The sequence below is a fragment of the Geomonas azotofigens genome (genome assembly GCF_018919395.1).
GTDB lineage: Bacteria > Desulfobacterota > Desulfuromonadia > Geobacterales > Geobacteraceae > Geomonas > Geomonas azotofigens.
On the sequence record NZ_JAHLME010000006.1, the window covers coordinates 1 to 21662 of the forward strand.

Below are 21662 nucleotides of genomic sequence, written 5' to 3' on the forward strand. Positions count from 1 at the left end.
GCTGCAGACTGGAAACATTCCTATTTCCAGCCTGATGCAGAAGTTGTTGGGAGGCTACGCTACCGCTTTCAATCTGCGCCATCAACGCTGCGGGCATTTGTTTCAGAACCGATACAAGTCGATTCTTACGGATGGGAACTGCAAGAGGTGCTGGACAGAAACTTATAATCTTATACGTGTCCCCCTTTGTCCCAAGCTGTTTCACGTGGTGAAAAGCTGGCCGAAGAAAACGGATGGGAACTGCAAGAGGTGCTGGACAGAAACTTATAATCTTATACGTGTCCCCCTTTGTCCGAGGATGCGAAGGCCTTGAATGACCTTTCGACCGCATTTGTCCCCAAATATGAGGAATTCGTAAGGATCTGCAGAATAAAGCTTGTCGACTGAATTTTAACAAACGGCGAAAGCGGTCTTGACTGTGACTGTCGCTGCGCTTGTGACGTTGGCCTAATAGGTACACAAGGAATGCTAGGAGTCGGTTGTGCAAGACAAAAGCCTATCTGATTTTACATCATTTACTGGGACCCTTAGGGCTGGTGAGTTCAACATTCAAATCACTTTCTTAGCCCGTATTGACAACAGAGGAGAGGTCGAGTTCAATTTTGCCCAAATCCCTCTTACGAAAGAAAACATTTTTATAAAGAAGCATTGGAATAATGATAATTTCTTATTCACTCTTTCGGGGCAATCTGACGACGGAATACTATTCAAAACTGAATATTTTCAATTCAACTCCGTAGGCCACCAGAGTAGTAAAGACTGCACCTTGCTGAACCTAGCCGGCTTCTGCTCTAAAGCTGAGTTTCAAAGGGATCTTACAAAATTATCTCCAAAGCCGGTGATCCAGATGTGGCTGAAGGGTTTCCAGAGTTTCCGTCCCTTAACTCGAGAATGCCAACTCGGAACGGTTACTATGGGTGGAAAGACCACAATTAAAGATCCAGATACCATTACCGGCTTTATTTCAGTACGTATGGATTATGAAACTGATGATTTATTAGTTTGGCGCAAGGAAGCCGATAAACTACTTGAACACTTACGGCGGGTAATGTCTTTTGCTTCGGCAACTGTTATTCAGAATCCAGTAATTGAATTTCGCTCCGGGAATAAATCGGAAGTTTTTACCTTCTCCCAGACAAGGCAAGCACCTGCATTTATGCAAACCTTTCATTTTCTTAATTATGAACCCATTTTCGAAGCAGCTCTGAACTCTTTTTTTAATCCACCCTTTAAAGCAAATAACCTTTTCTTTGCCATCGAGTGGTTCGCCATGGACGCAACATATAATGAAGTACGCTTGGTTAACGCTATGACAGTCCTTGAAAATCTGATTGCGGCTAATCTCGATGATTCTTTTGCTCTAATTCGGCCAGCCAAAGAATTTGAGAAAATCAAAAATAAACTTCGACAAGAAATAAAAAAATGCCTTGCGAAATGGTCATCGGAAGAATCAGAAAAGGCAAATGAGATTGTGGTAGAGCTCAATGAACGGCTTTCTGATCTGAATAGAAGATCAATTTTCCACAAAATTAAAGCTCTGTCAAAATCGTGGTCGGTTCCGCTCGATGGAATCAGTGATGATGAGATCAAAGCAGCCAAGAAGGCTCGTGATTTGATCGTACATAGAGGACAATACTACCAGGAAGATAAAGAGGACCAAGAGGATCTTTGGTCTCATGTTGCAGTGATAAGAGAAGTTGTCGTGCGTTTCGTCCTTACAGCTTTAGGATATCGTGGCCGTTATATTTCATATTACGGTGGTTATCACGATGCGCATTTTCCTCCTTGAGAGAAACCAGAGGGGCAGTGGGGCTTCGATAACTTGATAACTTGCCTATCGTCTCCAAATTCGATTGATAAGTGACTGGTAGACTTGAAGTTTCAACCAGCCGGCAGGACCCGGGCAAACCGGGTCAGCCGAATGTTGGCGCAGGGGCGAAGGTGCGAGTCTGTTCAGTAATCTAGCAAAATAAGGGGCGCACATAGGGAGGAGATATGGGGTGGCAGGAAGAAGAAATCGCTAAACTTCGAAATACAGAAGAAGCAACATCGACTGGGAACAAAAATAAAGAGAAGGTTGCTATTACATTTTGGAAATCAGTCTTAGACGCAAATCAATCACTGCTACCAGAATTAAGACTGTCTGAAAACGAAATCACTGGCCCCTATGTGGTTCAACATCGGTTACTAAACAGGTATGGTTACGGAATTACTTTGTTCGTATGGATAATCAATGACGCAATCACTTATACGTTGACTGCTTGCAACGGCCACGGTAAGTTAGAAATATTTTTAGACCAACTCAATAATATAGTTGCTACAAGAGAAGAGTCATCAGGCGACATTTTCTTGGAAAATAAGTTATTTTATTATGTAGTGAATTCCTATACCCCTGAAATATTGTTAAAAAACATCATTCAAAATAAATTCCCCCCACATACAGGCCTTGAGCAATTCGATTATGATCCAAAAAAACAAGTAAAGAAAAATCGATTTTGGCTAAAATGAGGTTTTTTTGGAAGTGGCGGATTTGACCTCACCTCTTTTCGGATAAAGATAAGGGCGATGGGACCGGTTGTTGAGTTGATAGCTTTAGCTGGAAGAAGCCCGTGAGAGTTGAAGCAAAAGGACGAGGGTTTCACCGACGCCAGTTGGCTCAAGGCTCAGCTGATTAAGCTTGCTAAGCCCATAGAAGATCGTGAGAGAGCGTGAGAGTCTGATAAGCAAATGGAAGTACGACCAATAGGCTGAGATAGAGCCAAAAATAGTCGAGCAGAACCGAGCGCTAACGAGCAGCCAAGAGCAGACTCCGCGGGTTCCTGAGAGCGGATGAGAGCCGCCGGAAGCTGGGCCGCTACGCTGCTCAGGCAGGTGTTGGTCAATAGGTGAAACCAGGACTAACGGCTCTAACATGTTTAAATATTCTCTCGATGGTATTCGCTCAAACCGTTATAATGAATTTGGTGGGTGTGAGCAGTTATTATAGGTTTTGCCAACTCACCTCACCATTTCGGAAGCGAACCCGCCAAACTAATTAATTATTTGCAATACAATGCGGGTAACTACCCTCTAAGACAACTAAACACCTTCTGAAATTTAGGCCACTTGAGTGCAAAACCGTAATCCCATGTGCTTCCGCCATTATTATCAATAATTACAGATTTATAGGCATGAAAGCCTGACAACTTTCACCAAAACTTTCACCATCGAGAAGAGAGAGGGCAAACAGTCCTCTCTTTTTTTGTGCTACGAAGTCTTCACCGAGATATTCCAGGATGGACATCACATCGTCCTCGAGCCCTTCCACATACTCTGCGCACGTCACATAAATCATTTTTTTTGCTGTTATGCCCCATATGACAGCAGCAGGGGGACGCCCATGAAATTATGCGTTACCCATTGTCTTAGTTTCGGAAGAAACGCATAAAAATCATGGGGGTCCCCATGTCTCCATGTCTCCCCAATACCGACGGATGCAACGACTGACGAAAACCCGTTGCCCAGGACCATTAGCCACGGAGAACATCTGAGACCTGCCGGGAAAACGAAAAACCGAGCAGAATTGTTACTTTGCGTGTGATAACTTCTAAATAGGTATTTATAACTTGTAAATCGTCATTTATATTTTACAAGTCCCAGCTCATAACTTCTACAACGTGATTTACAACTTCTGACTACCGGTTGATAAGTTGTAAATACCGATTTATAACTTATCAAGAGCGGTTTGGAATATATCAAGAGCTGTTTACAACTTATATATCGCGACTGAGAAATTATACATCCCGAGTGATAACTTATAACTCGCGATGCATAACTTATAACTCGCGATGCATAAGTTATGCATCGCGGTTTAGAAAAAATATATCGGGGTTTATAAAACATGAAGAGCGGTTCAGAACTTTAAAATAGCTGTTTATAAAACATCACCCGCAGATGACAAGTTATACACAGCTATTTAGAAGTTATAACTCGCGGTTTACAAGTTGTGCATCGTGATGGACGGATGATCCGGAGCAGGAAAGAGGGCTTAGGCGGGTGACAGCCCGCGGCTGTCAGGCAAAAAGGGGAGTAATCAAAGGCTTGCAACGAAAATCCTCCGGGGTGCCTGGCGGCACCACGGAGGATTTTTTGTTGGGGGCATGGCCCTTGACCTGGAAATGGGGAGCCGGATCAGGTCGGCGTACCCCCCTCCTCCCCTTCCTTTGCGGCGCGCGCTGCACTGAGAGCTGCGTTAGCGGCCTTGGCCCTTGCGCGTCCCCGCTTCTCTCTGGCGAGGGTGAACCCCGAGGCGAGAAGGATTTCAGGAGTGCGCACAGCAGCCATTTCCAGGATGGCGGCGATCTCGTCCAGGTTGAGAACCAGTTGTGCCTGAAGCAACTCGCGTTCCGCGATCACCAACCTGCTCCCGTGCATCGACTCGTGATACACCGCATCGTGCTTGGCCGATGCGGCAAGATAAGATTCCAACAGGGTCGGATGCGCCACCCATAACGAATCCGGGAACCTGGTCTTGTCAGCCAGGGAACTCACTACCCCCTGGTTGAACTCATGAAACTTCGTTGGCGGCATGTTGTGATAGTCCCGAACAATTCTGGAGCCCACGTCGCACCTCCTTTCCTTCGCCTGAGCGCAAGGTTTAACCTTAATTTGTTTTAATATATTTCCCTGCCCCCATCAGATTACAACCTGGAGCAAGTAAAGCAAGCGCCCGGTGCCCCGATAATTCATTTCCAGCGCCACGACGGAGCCATCACTGGGAAAATATCAGCACGCTGTAGGGCCCAAGAGAAATTGTTGCGTGACAGGGGAGTCCGTCGCACTCGCCCGTTTCGGCACCGGCGTCGCTGCTCGGATGATCAGAGAAGGCTTCGCTGTACCCCTGCCAATCACTGTTGAAGCGCAGCCTCCAGATCCCTTCGGCCGGGAAGCCGACAACGTATCCCTCGTGCGGTTCTCTGAAGAAATTGGCGACCACAACGACGTCGTCTCCCGCTCCTCCCTGGTCCCAGCGGTGGAAGGCGATGACCTTGGCCTCCTCGTTCAAGTGGTGCACTTGGGTGAACTGCCCGCACAGGCCGCGGGTGAAACCAGCGCGGTTGAGTCGCAGATGGATCAGGTCCCGGTAGAGCCGGACGATGCCGCGGAACTCGTCGCGCTGATCCCAGTCCAGCGGGACCGTGTCGCGGAACCATTCCCCTTCGAGAAACTCCTGCCCCTGGAACAGCATCGGTATGCCGGGAGCCGTAAAGACAAGGGCGGCGGCCAGGGTAGAGCGTTTCTGGGCGTACCATCCCTTAGGGTCCCCGGGATTTATCTCCTGAGGCACGCGGGCCTTGCCGTTGGCCACCTCGTCGTGGCTTTCGCTGTAGATGACCCGATCGAAGGCATCGTCGTTGTAGCGGTAACAAATGGCGTCCCGGACGGAGGCAAGCGAGCGTTCTTGGTCTTCGGGGGTTATCACCGCCTGGCGTATGGGATGCACGAACATGGCGTCCCACTGCGATCCGAAGCCGGCGCCCCCGGCACCCACGGCCTTGGTGAGCCAGCTGTTGTTCTGCAGGTCCTCGGCTATGGTGATGCGGCCGGGGAACTGCTGGGCGACCTGTTCATTCAGCCACTGCATAAGACTCCACCCCTCGGGAAGGTCGTTTTCTGTCGACCCGTCGACACTCCTGATGAACTGGGTGCAGTCGTAGCGCAACCCGTCCACATGGTATTCCTTAAGCCACATGAACACGTTGTCGGATATGAACTGGCGCACCTCGCCCTGGCCGTAATTGGGGCGTGTCTCCCCCCATGGGGTGTGGGACCGGCCGTCGTTGTAGAAGTAGATGCCGCCCTTCCCGTTTTCGGACCAGCCGTCGAACTGCCACAGATCGAGATCGTTTGGGCCCAGGTGGTTGTAGACCACGTCGAGGATCACCGCGACCCCTTGGCTATGGGCACGTTTGACGAAACGTTTGAAGGCAAGAGGGCCTCCGTAGCTCAGTTCGACGGAGAAGATATGGGCAGGGTTGTACCCCCAGGACCGGTCGCCGGCAAACTCGCCCACCGGCATGATCTGGATGGCATTGACCCCCAGTTTTTTCAGATGCCCCAGACGGGCCGCGATCGAGTCGAACTGGGCAGCCGCATCGTCATCCTCCTGGTCATTGAAAGTCCCGACATGCAGCTCGTAGATGACCAACTCGTTCCAGGGAGCCAGGTGAAAGTCGTCGCCCCAGTCAAAGCTCGGATCGTGGACCACTGCATCGCCAGTGGAACCGGTCACCTCGCGGGCATAGGGGTCGATGCGCTTGAGCTCCCCCTTTTCGGTAGTGAGCAGGAACTTGTAGGCGTCGCCGATTTTGGCCCCAGGCACATCGGCAAACCAGTTGCCGTTCTCCTCGGTCTGCAGGGGGTTCCTGGCGCCATCCCAGTCATTGAACGCCCCGATGACCGATACCCGCGTGGCATGCGGGGCCCAGACCCGGAATCCGACTCCCCCAGCGTGCGGGGTCGCCCCCATCCCACCGCCCCGATCCCCTTTGAGCTCTTTCTCCTTGACAGTGTTCTCTTTGCTCATGGTCACAGTCCTCCGGCAGCCCTATCTGCGCAGCCCACTTCGCGCACCAGGAAACCAGGATCCACTCAGCCAGAAGCCCTCAAAGGCCACAAGGCCGCAAGAGTGCCGGTGGTCGTCATGGTTCTTCCTTTATGGGACGATACACCTTTATGTGACGGAAAACCTCTTCCCTGCCGAGTTTCCCAAACTTCAGTAATCCTCTTTCCAAAATCTTCATGGCCCATCTCCTTAATGGCGATTTCATCCTGGTTTAGCCGGTGCAGGAGGCCGGATCCCTCTTGATTTGCTACTAGCGTGCCGAATTAACCCAAGCAACCTTGGGAACACAAGAGTTTGATTGCACGAGGAATATCGAAGGGCAAAGGATGAGTGCGGGGAGAAACCGCAAGCGGTACCCGTCATTTATGGCATAACCGCCATATGCGGTGGGCCTTTCCACCCCCCGGTTGCAGCCCTAAGACAGAAGCATGACCTCGAGCTGAAACAAAGGACAACCTGTGAAACGATGGATGTGGGTGCCAGAACCGACGTCGGCAGCTACAACTGCTCGGATCCCGGAATGGAGGTGGAAAATAGCAGCGGAAAGGCTCTTCCTGCAAAAGAGTGCCCCGTCCCGACACGGGCGTGACCCGGCCGAACTGGAGACCGCAGGGGGACGATGCTGAAGCGACCTGCCACATATAAAAGTTCCGCCACATGTGGCGGCCGCCCATCTTTTGCCGGGCATCCCGTGGCTTCCCTCGGCAGCTAACGATCAGCTTTGACAGGTTATTATTACGGCCGTACCCGAATCCGGCAATTGGCTTGCCAATTGCAAATAAAGGGTACCGCAGCGTATTCAAACCGTTTATTAAAAGGAGACGACATCATGTTAAAACTGCAGCGTATCTTGAGGCTACTGGTTTGTGCCGTGCTGGTAACAACGTCCTTTGGCTGTGCGTCTACCAGGACCCATGAGAGCCCCGGCGAGTACGTCGACAACACAGTCATCACAACCAAGGTAAAAGCAGCCATCTTAAACGAGTCTTCGCTGAAAACCATGCAGATAAGCGTCAAGACTTACAAGGATGAGGTTCAATTAAGCGGTTTCGTTGATTCGGCAGAAAGCGTTGCCAAGGCGGGAGAAATCGCCAGGCGCGTTCCTGGCGTCGGGTCTGTAAAAAACAACCTGTTGGTAAAATAGCCGCCGGGACAGTAATTCACCGGGCAGGCTGCAAATCTTGACCTTGAGAACCGATACAGGCTAAGGCTGACGCAGTCAGACCTGGGGAGGTTGGTATGCTTTGGACTATATGCGCGATCTTGATAGTACTTTGGCTTGTTGGGCTGGTTACCTCCTATACCATGGGTGGCCTGATTCACATTCTTCTCGTGATTGCCATCATTGTAGTAGTGGTACAGCTCATCCAGGGACGCAGATCCATGTAGGACGCCCCCCCATAAGGCAGTAAGGGCTGCGCTCCTTTTCTGACAGGGGCCCGTCCGAAGGCGTGAGACACCCCTCCTTGTCGGACATGACTGACGAGGAGGGGAACGAGGTGCCAGGGAGGTGGAACATGAAGGTTTCAAGCACCATTATCGCGGCGGTGTGCATGATATTCCTGGCCAATGCTGGAGCCTGCCTGGCCATCGACCAATCGATTTGTACTCCCGGCGAGATCACCTACTATCCGGGCGGCCAATTGAAATCCTGCACACTGAAGGATGATGTCATCGTAAGTGGCGTTAAATGCAAGCAGTATGCGTCCGTCACCCTGTTTCAATCAGGAACCCTTCAAAGTTGCGTCACAAGCGACTATTTCAATTACGGAGATATTACCTGCAACCAGTACGGCCAGGTCAGTTTCCATGCAAACGGCAAACTGGACACCTGCAATCTTTCCAAATCGCTGACGATCGACGGCAAGACCTGCGCCGCATTCGAAAACATCTCGCTTTTCGAAAACGGGAAACTGAAGTCCTGCAGCGCCCCTCATTGACCGGCGCCGGCCACCTGTGACAGGAGGCGGGAAAGGCCGTAGTCTTGGAACCGGCCAGATCCAACAACCGCATTCACCTCGTCATTGCTTAACAGGCTCAGGTAGTCCAGGTCGTCGCCCCCCCGTGGACGATATTCCTTCCATAACCTTACCTTCACTCGTAAAAGGGAACTGCTGGGCCCGCCCCGCCGTAAAAAGCCCCCAATAATGCTACCGTTGTGGGTGCCAGCTTGGAATCGGTGACGCCGGACCTCCGGCCCCGGGTGCACGTTAACCTCCGGGATCAGGTCCTATGCAAGGAGCCGATCGGGAACCTACGTGCCGGAACATGTCGCTTGATAAGAATATGTGCATAAAACTGAATTTATATTAAAAGGGAAAATGCAGCCGACCCTTCAGTAGGTAACGAGTCACTGAGCACAGCCACCTTAAGCATAACTGTCATATGTAGCAGTCAAAAATTTTGGCATTAGTCATATACGGAAATGGGTGTTATCATAAAAAGCGAATTCCAAAACCATCCCACCATTTAATGTACACAAACAAATGTTAAAATTATTTTTACTATTTAAACTTCTGTATAAAGTTTTGCCCTGAGTATCGGGACACAAGAGGTGACAGATGGGCATTGACAAAAACAAGGGCCTTTTGAATACGATTGCCAAACCACGTCCCACAGGACAGCACCGGTTAAGTGCCCAATCGGTTTTTTCGCCCCCGCTGACAAAGGAGGCGATGCTGAGACTTGTTCAGCAGCTTGAAATCCACCAGATCGAACTTGAATCGCAGAACGAGGAGTTGCGCCGGGCCAGAGAAGCGCTTGAGGTATCGCGCAACAGCTACGCAGAGCTCTACGACTTTGCCCCCGCAGGCTATTTCACCTTCGATATCAATGGGGTGATTCGGCAGGTAAACCTTACCGGCGCCAACCTATTGGGGGTGGAACGGCACCTGCTGGTCGACACGCCCTTCGCCCGGTATATCGCCGACGCACAAGGAAGGGAGCTTTTCCCCCGGCACCTGGCGAATGTCGCCCAGAATTCGAGTCTACAGCAGTGTGAAATCAGGCTCAAAGGGAAAGGAGATTCTATCGTCTACACCCAGTTTCGCAGCGTCAGGGTCGACGACAGCAGCAGCTCGCATATCCGTATCTTTTGCTCGGTGGTTGACGGTACCATTGCCAGGCGCCTGAAGGAGGACCTGCAAAAGTCTCATGACAATCTCGAGTCAACCGTGTCGGAGCGGACCGGAAAACTGGCCAGGGCAAATCAGATGCTCGCACGGGAAGTTGAGGAACGCAAGAAGACGGAGGAGTCGCTCCAAGATGCCTGTTCCGAGATAAAGCGTCTGAAGGACCGGCTCCAGGCCGAAAACATCTACCTGCAGCAAGAGGTTGCCCGGCAGTACAACAGCTGCGAGATTATCGGACAAAGCGAAGCCCTTTCGCAGGTAATGGCCCGTATAGAACAGGTAGCCCCCATGGATGCGACGGTTCTCCTGCAGGGCGAGACCGGTACCGGCAAGGGAATGGCGGCGCGGGCCATCCACAGAAGCTCTGCCCGCAGAGAGCGCCCCATGATAACGGTCAACTGCACTACGCTGCCGGCTACCCTTGTAGAGAGCGAGCTTTTTGGGCGGGAAAAGGGGGCTTTCACTGGGGCTTTTGCAAGGCAGATCGGGCGCTTCGAACTGGCCGACGGCGGCACCATATTCCTTGACGAAATCGGCGATTTGCCGCTTGAGTTGCAAAGCAAACTGCTCAGGGTCATCCAGGACGGGGAGTTCGAGCGATTGGGCGCCAACCATACCATTAAGACCGATGTACGTATCATCGCGGCTACCAACCGAAATCTGGAACAGGAAATCCGGACCGGCAGGTTCCGGGAAGACCTCTACTACCGGCTCAACGTATTTCCAATCTCGATGCCACCACTTAGGCAGCGCAGTGAAGACATACCGCTGCTGGTTGAGTTTTTTCTCGCCAAGTTCAACAAGAAAATCGGCAGGGAAATCACCACCGTACCGAGTGAGACCATGCGCGCCTTGCAGAAATACCACTGGCCCGGCAACGTGCGGGAATTGGAGAGTGTAATCGAGCGGGCGGTAATCACGAGCCAAGGGAGCACGCTACAGGTACTGGACCAGTTCAACAATTTCCGCATGAAAGAGGATGCAGCAAATAACACAGGGCCGGCGGCGAATGAAGAGAGGGAGGAAGGGGAAGGTATCAAAACCCTCGTCGATCTGGAACGCGACTACATCCTCGGTGTGCTGCTGAAAACAGGTTGGCGCATTGAGGGAGCCAGTGGTGCGGCAGGGATACTCGGACTCAATGCCAGCACCCTGCGCGCACGTATGCGAAAATTCGGAATCATCCGTAAATAGTTGGCAACTTCATGGCTTATGCTTCGTTTCTTGATCGCGCTTTAACTTCCTGCAGCCTTCGATCAGTGCAATTTTCTGGGTCTCGATGGCTGCCTCACAGGAACGTTCATCTTCGGCGGTCAATGGCGCTGTACCGTTTCTCGACTCTAGCAGGTTTTCTATATTAGACTCGATCCCTCGTACGAACCCGATGAATTCTCTATATTGTCTTTCTTTGATGTCTTCTGTCTTGTCCTTGATGCTGCTGATATCCATGGCAGTCTCCTTTTATCGGTATTACTGTTCCTACGCCTTGCATCTCGTGCCGGCGCAGTATGAATTGTCGAGGTAGCGGGACAGGTTGGCGAACCCGTCCTGGATTGCCGGCTCAGGGGATGGGGGAGCGGTATATGTGACAGTCGTTAGGCAGGCAAACAGTTGATCGTTCACTGGTCACGCCTGTACTGGCGGAGGATGCCGAATTTCCGCATCCGTGCCCGAAGCGTGCTGGGATTAAGCCCGAGGAGTACGGCCGCTCCGCGATCCCCCTCGATGCGCCAACCTGTTTTTTGCAGCACGTTGAAGATGTAGCCACGTTCCAGTTCGGCAAGTGCCTTGATCTCCATCTCCCCAGTACGAATGATGCCGGACTTTTCCCAGACCTGCAGTTCGCCCCCATGGCCGGTGATCAACGCCCGCTCGATGATGTTCTCGAGCTCCCTGACGTTTCCGGGCCAGTGGTAAGACTGCAGGTCGCCTAGTGTAGCGCTGGAGACGCTTGCTGCCTTCTTGCCGATTTGCCCGTAGTGTTTGGCAAGGAAATGATCTACGAGCAGCGGGATGTCTTCTTTGCGCTTCCGAAGGGGGGGGATCGTGATGGGAAATGCGCTGAGGCGGCAGAACAGGTCCCCCCGAAACCTGCCAGCCCGAACCTCCGGCTCCAAGTCCCGGTTGCTTGCCACAATGACCCGCACATCGACCTTTATGGTGCGAGGGCTGTCCATACGCTGGAGTTCCCCGTCCTGGATGAGTCGGAGCAGTCTCCCCTGCAGTTCCGGTGACAGTTCGGCGATCTCTTCAAGGAGTATCGTGCTTGCATCGGCCAGCTCGAAACGCCCGATCTGCCGCCCCTCGGCTCCGGCACACTCTCCACTCTCCCACCCGAAGAGCTCGCATTCGACCAGGTTCGGAGGCAGTGCCGCTAGGTTGACCGTGACCATGGGCCGGTCCCTGCGAGAGCTTTTGTTGTGGATGGCGTGTGCCGCTACTCTCTTCCCTGTGCCGGCCTCTCCAATCAGCAGTACCGTCGTATTCAGGAAAGCTGCCTGGTCGACCCGCCGCAGGAGCTGCAAAATGGCGTTGCTTCTACCAATGACCTCGCCGAAGTTATACTTCTTGGCTACCTCCTGCTGCAGGTATCTGTTCTCGGCCTGAAATCTGTCTTTCAAGCGCTTTATCTCCGCATAGGCACCAAGGAGTGATCCCTCCGCCCTCTTGCGCTCCTCTATCTCCTGGGTCAGCTGCATATTCGCCCGGGCCAGGTCGTTGAGTCGTCTGTCCACTTCCATCCACCTCTACCTCCCTGTCCGCGTCCTGCCAAGGAGGATTTCGCAACATGCGTGCCAGACAAAGCCGCCGGCGATGGAGAATGCAAGCTGCCGATTGAACAGGGAAAAATCAGATAAGGGATTCGGTGGGAGAGATAAGGCGTCGAGGGGAATCCGTCAGGTTTACCATAACTGCTACATATGACGGAGAGCCTGGCAGATGTTGGCGGGTGAGACCGATAAGGGGTGAAATCTTCAGCGGTAGCGAAAGCAATTGGCTTGACTTCGATCCTGAACCCAGCGCGCCGCGGGGAGATTAACCAACTGCCAAATTGTAACGAACTCCCTGCTGCAACAAGCTTCTCAAGCCTCGCAATTTCCTCGCGCAACCCCGCCTCCAGGGCCTTGGCAGCGGTGATATCGGAAAAGGTGATCACCACCCCGTCGATTACCTCCTCCATGGTGCGGTAAGGCAGGACACAACTAACGTGCCAGTTTAAACTCCTGATCACTTGCAGAGTTAAATGGCAGACATGCTTAGACTCACTGAACGGCCCCTCCCTCGCACACGGCACTTTGCAAAGGAAACCTGTCGTATTTGGCAATGCCGTCATATATAGCGGCCTACCGACTGAATGCGCGGTGCCAGGGTTCAGGCTAAAAGAACCGGGTCGCGCTTTCGGCTGTCCCGTCGCCCATTTGCCTCTTACACTACCGCGACCGGCTCTGGGCACACAAGCTGCAGCGGTATTACCGGTCGAGGGCTACGCGCCCAGCCGGCCACCGTGTGTCGCAAACAGAGTGGCCCATGAAAACCTGAGCAAAGGAGCACGAAAATGAAAAAAACAATGACAACCGTTGGCTTGTTAGTGGCGGCAATGATGCTGTCCGGCTGCATTGTCCCATACTGGGGCGACGATGGTCGCGACGGTTACCGCGATGGTGGTTACCGAGATGGTGGTTACCGCGATGGCGGGCACAGGGATGGCGGATACCGCGATAGGGGGGAACGTTACGAAGGCGGGGAACGCCGTTGACGACAGCGTCGATGCTCTGGTCGACACGACCTGGATTCGCCGCGGGCCCAAGGTCAGAACCTGTCAGGTCAATTTGCTGATGGTGGCTGTACCCTACCATTTGTTCCAGCTATGCCAGACTTTACGGACCAGATACGCTTGGACTTCGTCTCCATTACAGTGGTCCACGTTTTCTACCACGAGAAGCGCATAATCGAGTCGGGCACGCATCACCCGATGAGCGACAACCGGGGTGCCTAAGTCCGACATACTCAAAGAGGCTGAGATGAATGTTCTACTCGTCTATCCTAAGTACCCGGACACCTACTGGAGTTTCCGTCATGCCCTGCCGTTTATCGGCAAAAAGGCGGTTTTCCCTCCGCTCGGACTTCTTACGGTGGCGGCAATGCTTCCACGACAGTGGCAATTGAGGCTTATTGATCTGAATGTCGAGCGGCTTTCGGACAGCGACCTGCAGTGGGCCGACCACGTCTTCATCAGTGCTATGACAGTCCAGAGGGAATCGACACAGGAGGTTATCGACCGATGCCGCAGCTTTGGGGTCAAGACCGTCGGGGGAGGCCCGCTTTTCACGACCTGTCATGACGAATTCCCGCAGGTGGACCACCTCGTGCTCGGTGAGGCGGAGGTGACCTTGCCCCGGTTTCTGGCGGACTTGGAAGTAAAGATGCCGCAGCGGTTGTACCTTCCCGACGGTCGCCCCGACATCTCCCGCACCCCGCTGCCCCGATGGAGTCTCATCGACTTGCGCAAGTACGCTTCCATGAATATCCAGTATTCCCGGGGATGCCCCTTCGACTGCGAGTTTTGCGACATCACCCAACTCTTCGGGCGAGAGCCGAGAACCAAGACGAAGGACCAGGTGATAGCCGAACTGGAAGCGCTCTACTCGGGAGGATGGCGTGGAGGGGTCTTTTTCGTTGATGACAATTTCATTGGCGACAAACAGAAGCTGAAAAGCGATGTTCTCCCATCCGTAATTGCGTGGATGAAGCGGCATGGACACCCCTTCTTCTTCTATACCGAGGCTTCCATCAATCTCGCTGACGACCCTCAGCTCCTGGAACTCATGTCCGCCGCCGGGTTCCGCGAGGTCTTCATCGGCATTGAAAGCCCCGAAGAGGATGCACTCAGGGAAACCGGAAAAACCCAGAACCGCAACCGCGATCTCGCCGCCTCGGTCAGGTGCATCCAACGGGCGGGGCTACAGGTTCAAGGGGGCTTCATCGTCGGCTTCGACAGCGACTCGCCCGCTATTTTCGACAAGCAACTTCGCTTCATCCAGGATAGCGGCATTGTCGTGGCTATGGTGGGCATATTGATGGTCCTACGGGGAACCAAGCTGCATGGCCGACTCTCAAACGAAGGAAGAATCATCAATAGCTCGACCGGGAACAATACGGAAGCCTTCCTGAATTACCTTCCGAAGATGCCCCCCCAGGACCTGATAGCAGGGTACCAGCGCCTGGTCAGAACCCTCTATTCCCCCAACTACTTCTACGACCGCCTGATGATCTTTCTGAAAGAGTACCGACTTTCGGAGACATCCTCGTTTGCGCTGCTGCAGCGCCGTGATATCAGGGCATTCTTCCGTTCCATGTTGTTTCTCGGCATCCTTGGAAGAGAGCGAATTCACTACTGGAAGGTATTCTTCTGGACGTTGCTGAGGAAACCACGACTGCTGCCGCTCGCTATAACGCTCACGATCTACGGTTTTCATTTCCGCACCGTCGCAGCCGCAATATGCTCGACGCCTCACAGTACTTCCCTGGAGGAGAGGTAAGGGTATCGAATCCCTGCCGTGGGCTGGCCTATCTTCGCAATACGAAAACACTCACGACGCGTTGACCGGCCTCTACAACAGGGCCTATTTCGATGAAGAACTGGAACGGCTGGCCCAGAGCGCTATGTTTCCCATGAGCCTGGTGATGGCGGATGTCAACGAACTGAAAGGTGTCAATGACGCACTGGGGCATGCAGCGGGAGACGAGCTGATAAAGATGGCGGCCCGGGTCATCCGGCGCGCCTTCCGTACCAAGGACATCGTTTCTCGGATCGGAGGAGACGAGTTTGCGGTAATCCTGCCGCAGACGGCAACCAGTGTGGCCAGGGAAACCGTCCGCCGGATCATGAACTGCCCGGAGGTCGCGAATGGCCAGGTGAGCATCGCCTTCGGCATAGCCACCGCAAAAGACAGGGATCAGCTTCGGGACACCTTGAAGCTCAGTGACGAGAGGATGTATCGCGAAAAGTCGGAGCAGAAGCAATCACAGCCAGAAGTCCCTGAAGACCAGGGAGGAGGGGGAACGCCATGAATGTTTTCGATTGCGCCATAAAGATGGAAGAGGAGGCGAGGGGTTACTACCAGCAGCTGGCAGAGTCGGCCGGCACTGAGGAACTGAAGAATCTCTTCACCCTGCTGGCCCAGGCCGAGCAGGAACACCACGATGCCTTGGTGGAGCTGAAGGCGGGGATCACCTCAAGAAAATCGCAATTCGAGGCCTTGCGGGAGGCGGCCTGCCTCTTTAAACCCCTGCTCGCCAAGCGCGAACAGATGGCAGCGCTAAAAAAGGACCCGGATGCCTATCAGATGGTCACCCGCCAGGAGCAAAAGTCGATAACATTCTACGAGGAGCTGGCTGCGCAGACAAAGGACGACGAGGCGCGCAAGATCGTTCTAAGTATCGCCGACGAGGAACGCAGGCACCTGAGCATCGTCGAGAATATCTATTCCTTCGTCGAGTCGCCCAAGAACTTCCTTGCCTGGGGCGAGTTTAGTAACATCCAGGAATACTGAGAGATAAAGAGCCACCTGATTCGGATTTATCGGATTAGTACCGAAAGGCAGCCTTCGCTACAGAGCAAATAGATCCCATTATTGCGGGGGCCCCTCCAGAGGCCCCCCGCCATCGCGAAGCGTCAGATAGTGGCGCTTTCTGCAACCCATTACGGATACTGTCAAATATGACAGTTTTCGCCGACAGTAAGTCTTTGGCGAAGCACTCCCGGCACTGCATCACCCTGCAGAATCAGCCAGTTGATAACCACGCCCCGTTAAAAACAGCTGGCACGTTAGTTGCGATCTTCTCTGGGGAGGCGGTATCAAAGAGTGCTGACAACCAAGGGTGGCGGCAACCGGGCGGAAAATTGCGGAACCACCGTGCGAGAATGTTTGCAACTGGGTCATTGAGCAGGAAGTACACCAGCAGAGGTCGACAATGGAATCCGAACGGGGAAAAGAGAAACCGAACCGGACAAAGGATGAGACCCGGCGACTCCTTCATGAACTGCAGCTGCGCCAGGTGGAACTTGACGTGCAGAACGCGGAGCTGCGCCATACAAGGGATGAGCTCGAGGCGACGCTTGATAAGTTTACCGACCTCTACGATTTTGCCCCGATCGGATATTTCACCCTGGACCGCCAGGGGGCAATCCGCGCCGTTAACCTTAGTGGTGCCAGTCTCCTAGGCATCGAGCGCAGCGACCTTTTGGGAAGACTTTTCCTGGAATTTGTCCCCGCAAAGGCCCGCCCTGGCTTCTCCGAATTTCTCGGAAGGGTGTTCGCCTTGCAGAAGAAGGAATCATTGGAGACGGCGCTTAACCCGCAAGGGGATGCTCCTCTCTTTGTGCACATAGATGCCGCGCTCTGCGGCTCGGGGCTCGAGTGCCGCTGTGCCGTTTCGGACATCTCTGAGAAGAAACAGGTCGCCGACGCCCTGGCGAAGAGCGAGGAGCAGTACCGTGCCATAGTAAGCAACATAAACGAGTACGTCTACAGTGCCAGCTTCGAAAACAACGCCCTGGTGTCGACCTACCACAGTCCCAAGTGCGTCGACATCACCGGCTATTCCCCGGAGGAATACGCACGTGACCCCCACTTGTGGCTTTCCATGGTTCATGAAAATGACCGGGAACTGGTCCTTCGTTTTCTTGATGCCGTTTATGCCGGCGAAAAACCCGAGCCGATCAGGCACCGCATCCGGCACAAAAATGGCAGCGAACGGTGGATTCTGAACAGTTGTACGGTACAGAGGACGGAAAGCGAGGGGGTTGCCACGATTACACGGCTGGACGGCTTCATCCTCGACATCACCGAGTTGAAGCTCGCAGAGGAGAGCATATTTTTCCTTGCCTACCACGATACGCTCACCGGGCTTCCCAACCGCAGCACGCTGTATAAGCGGATAACTCAGGTGATGACGGTAGCGAGGAGAACAGGCAAAGGCATAGCCTTGCTGTTTCTGGATATCGATGGTTTCAAGAAGGTAAACGACTCACTGGGCCACGATGTTGGAGACCGGGTCCTCCAGTCGGTTGCAAGGCGCCTGAAGGAATGCACGCGATACTGCGACATCGTGTCGCGGCTTGGGGGAGACGAGTTCGTCATCATGCTCTGGGATTGCGGGGCCGCGGAGGCTACAGTTGTGGCAAATAAAATCATCACTTCAGGTTTCAGCGTCCCGGAGGTCAGTGCCCCCCTTAACGCCAGCATCGGCATAAGCCTGTTCCCCCAGGACGGTACGGACTACCTCACACTGCTAAAGCACGCCGATGTCGCGATGTACCACGCCAAGAAATCCGGCGGCAAGAAGCATCAGTTCTTTACCCGCAAGTTAAACGAGCACGCCCGCGAGCGGTTCATCATGGAGGCCGATTTGCGGCACGCAGTGGAGCGAAGCGAGTTCGTGCTGTACTACCAGCCGAAGGTCGACCTCACCACCGGAAAATCCAGAAGCATGGAGGCGCTGATCCGCTGGCAGCATCCCGTCAGGGGGTTCACCCTGCCGGGCAATTTCATCGGCATAGCGGAGGAAACCGGGCTTCTTACGCCGATCAGCAAATGGACCATACGGACCGTCTGCCGGCAGTTACGCCAGTGGAGACAGCAGGGGATCGGCCCGCTTTCTGTGGCGATAAACCTTTCAGCAACCTTCTTCCAGCAGTCAGACTGCGAGGAAATCATCGAGTCGGCCCTGTATGAAACAGGGGTGCCGCCCGAATGCCTGGAGCTGGAGCTGACCGAAGCCACCCTTATGAACGATCCGGACAGGGTCCTCGGGAGCATGGCCGCCATGAAGGCACTTGGGGTGCAACTGTCCATCGACGATTTCGGGATTGGCTATTCCTGTCTCAATTATCTGAAGAAGCTCCCGATCGACAAGCTGAAGATCGACCAGTCTTTCATTCACAATATAGCTTTCGATACCGACAACATGGCGGTGGTTCGCGCCATCATGAGCATAGGTCGGAGCATGCAGCTCAAGGTAATAGCGGAAGGGGTGGAGAACGCCTCGCAACTCGCCTGGCTTCAGGCGGAGGGGAGCGAGGAAGCGCAGGGATTCTACTTCAGCCGCCCGCTGTCGGTGAACGGGCTAACCCCTCTCCTCAAGCAGGGGGCCAACTACCTGCACAACCCTCGCGGCAAGCTGAGAATCAGGGAGTCGGAAATCCCCCGCTAGCTCCTGCCCTGCCGCCTCTTCTGCAGCATCGCGGTTAAGCGGTCGCCACGAACTGTCAACCGTTTTATCGACTATTATGGGCCTCGCTTTCCTCCTGGGAGCGAGGCTCCTTTTTATTCGGTGCCGCTTTCGGGACCCGGCTCAATGAAAAGGAAGGCTCAGCGTGACCTGCTCTAAAAAAAAGGAAGGGTTACCACCAAGGCAGTAACCCGTTTTTCCTTTGCCCGCCAAGGTATGTAGGCGCCCCTACGCCCCCGATGTTTTCGCTACGGCACCATGGTACCGAACTGCTGCTCGACTTCTTTGGGAGCGTTGAGCAGACCACGATATACGTCCTTGGACATCGCGTCCGGGAAGATGTAGTCTTGGTCCTTCTCGATCCCGTCCAGGATCATCTTGGCAACCTGCTCCGGGGTGGCTTTGTCCATCTCCTGGCCGGCTGTCATCCTGGTGTCGACAGGTCCCGGGTACACTCCGTACACCTTGACGCCGCGCGACGCCAGCTCGGCGCGCACCCCCTGCAGCAAGGAATGACCGGCGGCCTTAGAGGCTGAATAGGTGCCGTTAACGGGGAGGTTCACAAGACCCAGGATGGAGCAGACGTTCGCTATCGCCCCACCGCGGGCTGCCAATAGCGGCGCGAAGGCCCGGCACATGGAGAGGGTGCCGAGATAGTTCACCTTGATCTCCTGGCGCGCGCTTTCAAGACCTTCCGGGTCGAGCAGGCTTTTGCAATGGTTGACGCCGGCGTTATTGATCAGCAGGTCGACATCCTGGCATTGCGCCGCGGCCGTGGCCACGCTGGTCTCGTGGGTCACGTCGATCCTGAGCGCCACCACGTGCCCGGGGTTGAATCTGGCCATTCCCGCCACCGCCTGGATATTGCGTGCCGCCGCATATACCTTGGCAGCTCCGCGCTCCAGCAACTCATTCACCAGCGCCCACCCGATACCGCCGTTGGCACCGGTAACAAGAACTACTTTTCCTGACAGGTCCATCTTTCCTTCTCCTCTTTTGTATTACGGTCTTTCTGCCCACAACAGCCGGTTACGCGGCTGCCGAACTTGGCCGGGCTGCCCGGCCGCCCCTGAAGTTTCACTCACCGGTCCCGTCATGACCGCCCCCTCTTCCAAAACGGCATACAGGGCTCGTGCGGCACTGCCCGATCCGGATTCCCTCAGGGTTATAGCCGTAGGCGCCGAAGGGAGATGTGCCGCCGGTGCCGATCCACTTGCTCCCCCCCTGGTGCCGCTACGGTTCCGTGCTCACCAGGGTCACCTGCTTGAAGAGTTCACCGACGAACTGTTTCGCCTTCGCCTCGTTGCCCCCCTTCTGTTTCAAGGCGTAGGCCCAGGCGGCCAGGTAGTTCCAGCGCGCGCCGCCGGAGGTCTTGGGATTTGGGGTGATCACCGCGACGCCCGGCTTGACTAGGTCGTTCCAGTCTTTAATCTTCTTGGGGTTCCCCTTGCGCACCAGGAACACGATGGTGGAGGTGTAGGGGGAGCTGTTGTTCGGCAGTCGCTTCTGCCAATTCTCGGGAAGGAGCTTCGCCTTATCGTGGATCTCATCGATGTCGTAGGCCAGCGCCAGGGTGACGACGTCCGCCTCCAGGCCGTCGATGACCGCCCGGGCCTGTTTGCCCGAACCGCCATGGGACTGCTTGAAGGTCGCGTCCTGGGTCCACCTCTTGGAAAAAGCCTTGTTGTAGTCCTGGTACAGCTCGCGGGTCGGGTCGTACGAGACGTTGAGGAACTCCTGTGCCGCGAAAGCGGTGAGGGGCAGTGCTGCTACCAGCAGCGTGGCGAGTGCGGTTCGGATCTCTCTTTTCATATTCTCCTCCAAGTTCTTTTTAGTCTACAGATTTAATAGATTAATGAGACAAAAAAATACGGTTACTCTCAGATGCAAAAGTCGACGACGTTCTTTTCGGTAAGTTCAGCCTGCGCGATGCGTTCCAGAACATCAGCCAGGGTAGTGTGGTCAACGATCTTCGCAATGGCATCACGCACGTCCTTCATGACCAACCGGATGCCACAGGTATTCTCGTTGCCACACTCGGTACACTTGGCGTAGGCGGTTTCGCTGACACATTGAACCGGCGCCAGCGGGCCTTCCATCACTCGGATCGCCTGGCCCATGGTGATCTGCCTGGGTGACCGGCCCAAGTAGTAGCCGCCCCCCTTCCCTTTCCGGCTCTGCAGGATGCCGCTGTTTTTCAAGGCGAGCAGGATGGATTCCAAAAACTTTTTGGGGATGTTCTCGTCACGTGCTAAATCCGCGATCAGGATCGGCCCCTGCTCGTACTGGCGTGCCAGGTAGATAAGGGCTTTGAGGCCGTATTTGGTCTTTTTCGATATCATCCACTACCCTGTCGTTTTTGTAGACTTGTGTATAGCCTCTCGAGAGGCTTTATGTCAACTATATTTTTCTGGCAACCTTACACCGCAACATCATCTGGTCGAAATCATTCATTTTTCACCGGTGATGTCCTGCGTATCAGGCGCAGCACACATATGGGGAATCGACCCCATCCGCATGCTCCTGTAGGGGCGAATAATCATTCGCCCGTTTCCATGCACGGGAGCAGTTTTCGCCCCATCCCCTCTTAGCGTCCCAGATTTCAGCCTCGGTAGCATAGTCATTTATTGGCGAAGGAATCCTTCCAGTTTGACTTGCCTCAGAAGACATCATATAGTGCCGTTTACTTAACA

18 protein-coding genes and 1 pseudogene are annotated in these 21662 nt (G+C 54.0%); 10 read left to right on the forward strand and 9 right to left on the reverse strand.

Features of this window, described 5'->3' with window-relative positions:
- Nucleotides 1–481 precede the first annotated feature (481 nt).
- The gene (locus KOL99_RS17320) at nucleotides 482–1789 is read left to right on the forward strand and encodes a hypothetical protein (RefSeq protein WP_216511729.1); all 1308 of its coding nucleotides are present in this window, start codon (nucleotides 482–484) and stop codon (nucleotides 1787–1789) included.
- A 206-nt stretch (nucleotides 1790–1995) separates the two neighbouring features.
- Nucleotides 1996–2508 (forward strand): hypothetical protein, encoded by a 513-nt coding sequence (locus KOL99_RS17325; protein WP_216511730.1) that lies wholly within the window; start codon nucleotides 1996–1998, stop codon nucleotides 2506–2508.
- Nucleotides 2509–3154: 646 nt separating this feature from the next.
- Here the strand turns inward: KOL99_RS17325 and KOL99_RS21860 are convergent.
- From KOL99_RS21860 to KOL99_RS17335, 3 genes are all read right to left on the reverse strand, one after another.
- Nucleotides 3155–3283, reverse strand: coding sequence for a hypothetical protein (locus tag KOL99_RS21860; RefSeq protein WP_268898957.1), 129 nt, complete (start codon nucleotides 3281–3283; stop codon nucleotides 3155–3157).
- Between the two features lie 887 nt (nucleotides 3284–4170).
- Nucleotides 4171–4602 (reverse strand): hypothetical protein, encoded by a 432-nt coding sequence (locus KOL99_RS17330; protein WP_216511731.1) that lies wholly within the window; start codon nucleotides 4600–4602, stop codon nucleotides 4171–4173.
- Nucleotides 4603–4750: 148 nt separating this feature from the next.
- Entirely contained in the window at nucleotides 4751–6565 is a 1815-nt protein-coding gene (locus tag KOL99_RS17335) for an alpha-amylase family glycosyl hydrolase (protein WP_216511732.1), read from the reverse strand.
- An 868-nt stretch (nucleotides 6566–7433) separates the two neighbouring features.
- Here KOL99_RS17335 and KOL99_RS17340 point away from each other — a divergent pair.
- From KOL99_RS17340 to KOL99_RS17355, 4 genes are all read left to right on the forward strand, one after another.
- Complete coding sequence (locus KOL99_RS17340) at nucleotides 7434–7748, forward strand: BON domain-containing protein (RefSeq protein ID WP_216511733.1); 315 nt, start codon at nucleotides 7434–7436, stop codon at nucleotides 7746–7748.
- Nucleotides 7749–7843: 95 nt separating this feature from the next.
- Nucleotides 7844–7993 carry a lmo0937 family membrane protein gene (locus KOL99_RS17345; RefSeq protein WP_216511734.1) on the forward strand — a complete coding sequence of 50 codons (150 nt, stop codon included), beginning with the start codon at nucleotides 7844–7846 and terminating at the stop codon, nucleotides 7991–7993.
- Nucleotides 7994–8121: 128 nt separating this feature from the next.
- Nucleotides 8122–8544 carry a hypothetical protein gene (locus tag KOL99_RS17350; RefSeq protein ID WP_216511735.1) on the forward strand — a complete coding sequence of 141 codons (423 nt, stop codon included), beginning with the start codon at nucleotides 8122–8124 and terminating at the stop codon, nucleotides 8542–8544.
- Nucleotides 8545–9165: 621 nt separating this feature from the next.
- Nucleotides 9166–10929: a sigma 54-interacting transcriptional regulator gene (locus KOL99_RS17355; protein ID WP_236026395.1), complete on the forward strand. Its 1764-nt coding sequence runs from the start codon at nucleotides 9166–9168 to the stop codon at nucleotides 10927–10929.
- A gap of 9 nt (nucleotides 10930–10938) precedes the next feature.
- Here the strand turns inward: KOL99_RS17355 and KOL99_RS17360 are convergent, their stop codons facing one another.
- The 3 genes from KOL99_RS17360 to KOL99_RS17370 form a co-directional block, all read right to left on the reverse strand.
- Nucleotides 10939–11184: a hypothetical protein gene (locus KOL99_RS17360; protein ID WP_216511736.1), complete on the reverse strand. Its 246-nt coding sequence runs from the start codon at nucleotides 11182–11184 to the stop codon at nucleotides 10939–10941.
- A gap of 170 nt (nucleotides 11185–11354) precedes the next feature.
- Nucleotides 11355–12476 (reverse strand): sigma 54-interacting transcriptional regulator, encoded by a 1122-nt coding sequence (locus tag KOL99_RS17365; protein WP_216511737.1) that lies wholly within the window; start codon nucleotides 12474–12476, stop codon nucleotides 11355–11357.
- A gap of 845 nt (nucleotides 12477–13321) precedes the next feature.
- A complete protein-coding gene (locus KOL99_RS17370) occupies nucleotides 13322–13519 on the reverse strand; it encodes a hypothetical protein (RefSeq protein ID WP_216511738.1) in 198 nt (65 codons plus the stop codon).
- Nucleotides 13520–13757: 238 nt separating this feature from the next.
- Between KOL99_RS17370 and KOL99_RS17375 the strand changes: the two genes are divergently transcribed.
- The 4 genes from KOL99_RS17375 to KOL99_RS17390 all read left to right on the forward strand — a co-directional run bounded on the left by KOL99_RS17375 (nucleotide 13758) and on the right by KOL99_RS17390 (nucleotide 18951).
- Complete coding sequence (locus tag KOL99_RS17375) at nucleotides 13758–15275, forward strand: B12-binding domain-containing radical SAM protein (RefSeq protein ID WP_216511739.1); 1518 nt, start codon at nucleotides 13758–13760, stop codon at nucleotides 15273–15275.
- Between the two features lie 13 nt (nucleotides 15276–15288).
- Nucleotides 15289–15807, forward strand: a complete 519-nt coding sequence (locus tag KOL99_RS17380) for a GGDEF domain-containing protein (RefSeq protein ID WP_268898961.1) — start codon at nucleotides 15289–15291, stop codon at nucleotides 15805–15807.
- Nucleotides 15804–16289 (forward strand): ferritin-like domain-containing protein, encoded by a 486-nt coding sequence (locus tag KOL99_RS17385; RefSeq protein WP_216511741.1) that lies wholly within the window; start codon nucleotides 15804–15806, stop codon nucleotides 16287–16289. Before KOL99_RS17380 ends, KOL99_RS17385 begins: the two co-directional genes overlap by 4 nt.
- Nucleotides 16290–16710: 421 nt before the next feature.
- On the forward strand, nucleotides 16711–18951 hold the full coding sequence (locus KOL99_RS17390; RefSeq protein ID WP_216511742.1) for a putative bifunctional diguanylate cyclase/phosphodiesterase: 2241 nt from the start codon (nucleotides 16711–16713) through the stop codon (nucleotides 18949–18951).
- A 266-nt stretch (nucleotides 18952–19217) separates the two neighbouring features.
- On the opposite strand, the gene KOL99_RS17395 is transcribed toward KOL99_RS17390, so the two are convergent.
- From KOL99_RS17395 to KOL99_RS17405, 3 genes and pseudogenes are all read right to left on the reverse strand, one after another.
- Nucleotides 19218–19949: an SDR family oxidoreductase gene (locus KOL99_RS17395; protein WP_216511743.1), complete on the reverse strand. Its 732-nt coding sequence runs from the start codon at nucleotides 19947–19949 to the stop codon at nucleotides 19218–19220.
- A gap of 262 nt (nucleotides 19950–20211) precedes the next feature.
- Nucleotides 20212–20781: pseudogene (locus KOL99_RS17400) on the reverse strand (sulfate ABC transporter substrate-binding protein); the annotation flags it as partial.
- Nucleotides 20782–20849: 68 nt separating this feature from the next.
- On the reverse strand, nucleotides 20850–21311 hold the full coding sequence (locus KOL99_RS17405; RefSeq protein ID WP_216511744.1) for an RrF2 family transcriptional regulator: 462 nt from the start codon (nucleotides 21309–21311) through the stop codon (nucleotides 20850–20852).
- Nucleotides 21312–21662: the final 351 nt, after the last annotated feature.

Excerpts from the sequence above, each read along its gene's own strand:
- KOL99_RS17405 (WP_216511744.1), bottom strand. The coding sequence starts at position 21,311 with ATGATATCGAAAAAGACCAAATACGGCCTCAAAGCCCTTATCTACCTG.
- KOL99_RS17365 (WP_216511737.1), bottom strand. The coding sequence starts at position 12,476 with ATGGAAGTGGACAGACGACTCAACGACCTGGCCCGGGCGAATATGCAG.
- KOL99_RS17350 (WP_216511735.1), top strand. The coding sequence starts at position 8,122 with ATGAAGGTTTCAAGCACCATTATCGCGGCGGTGTGCATGATATTCCTG.
- KOL99_RS17325 (WP_216511730.1), top strand. The coding sequence starts at position 1,996 with ATGGGGTGGCAGGAAGAAGAAATCGCTAAACTTCGAAATACAGAAGAA.
- KOL99_RS17385 (WP_216511741.1), top strand. The coding sequence starts at position 15,804 with ATGAATGTTTTCGATTGCGCCATAAAGATGGAAGAGGAGGCGAGGGGT.
- KOL99_RS17345 (WP_216511734.1), top strand. The coding sequence starts at position 7,844 with ATGCTTTGGACTATATGCGCGATCTTGATAGTACTTTGGCTTGTTGGG.
- KOL99_RS17375 (WP_216511739.1), top strand. The coding sequence starts at position 13,758 with ATGAATGTTCTACTCGTCTATCCTAAGTACCCGGACACCTACTGGAGT.
- KOL99_RS21860 (WP_268898957.1), bottom strand. The coding sequence starts at position 3,283 with ATGTCCATCCTGGAATATCTCGGTGAAGACTTCGTAGCACAAAAAAAG.
- KOL99_RS17390 (WP_216511742.1), top strand. The coding sequence starts at position 16,711 with ATGGAATCCGAACGGGGAAAAGAGAAACCGAACCGGACAAAGGATGAG.
- KOL99_RS17340 (WP_216511733.1), top strand. The coding sequence starts at position 7,434 with ATGTTAAAACTGCAGCGTATCTTGAGGCTACTGGTTTGTGCCGTGCTG.
- KOL99_RS17395 (WP_216511743.1), bottom strand. The coding sequence starts at position 19,949 with ATGGACCTGTCAGGAAAAGTAGTTCTTGTTACCGGTGCCAACGGCGGT.
- KOL99_RS17335 (WP_216511732.1), bottom strand. The coding sequence starts at position 6,565 with ATGAGCAAAGAGAACACTGTCAAGGAGAAAGAGCTCAAAGGGGATCGG.
- KOL99_RS17360 (WP_216511736.1), bottom strand. The coding sequence starts at position 11,184 with ATGGATATCAGCAGCATCAAGGACAAGACAGAAGACATCAAAGAAAGA.
- KOL99_RS17355 (WP_236026395.1), top strand. The coding sequence starts at position 9,166 with ATGGGCATTGACAAAAACAAGGGCCTTTTGAATACGATTGCCAAACCA.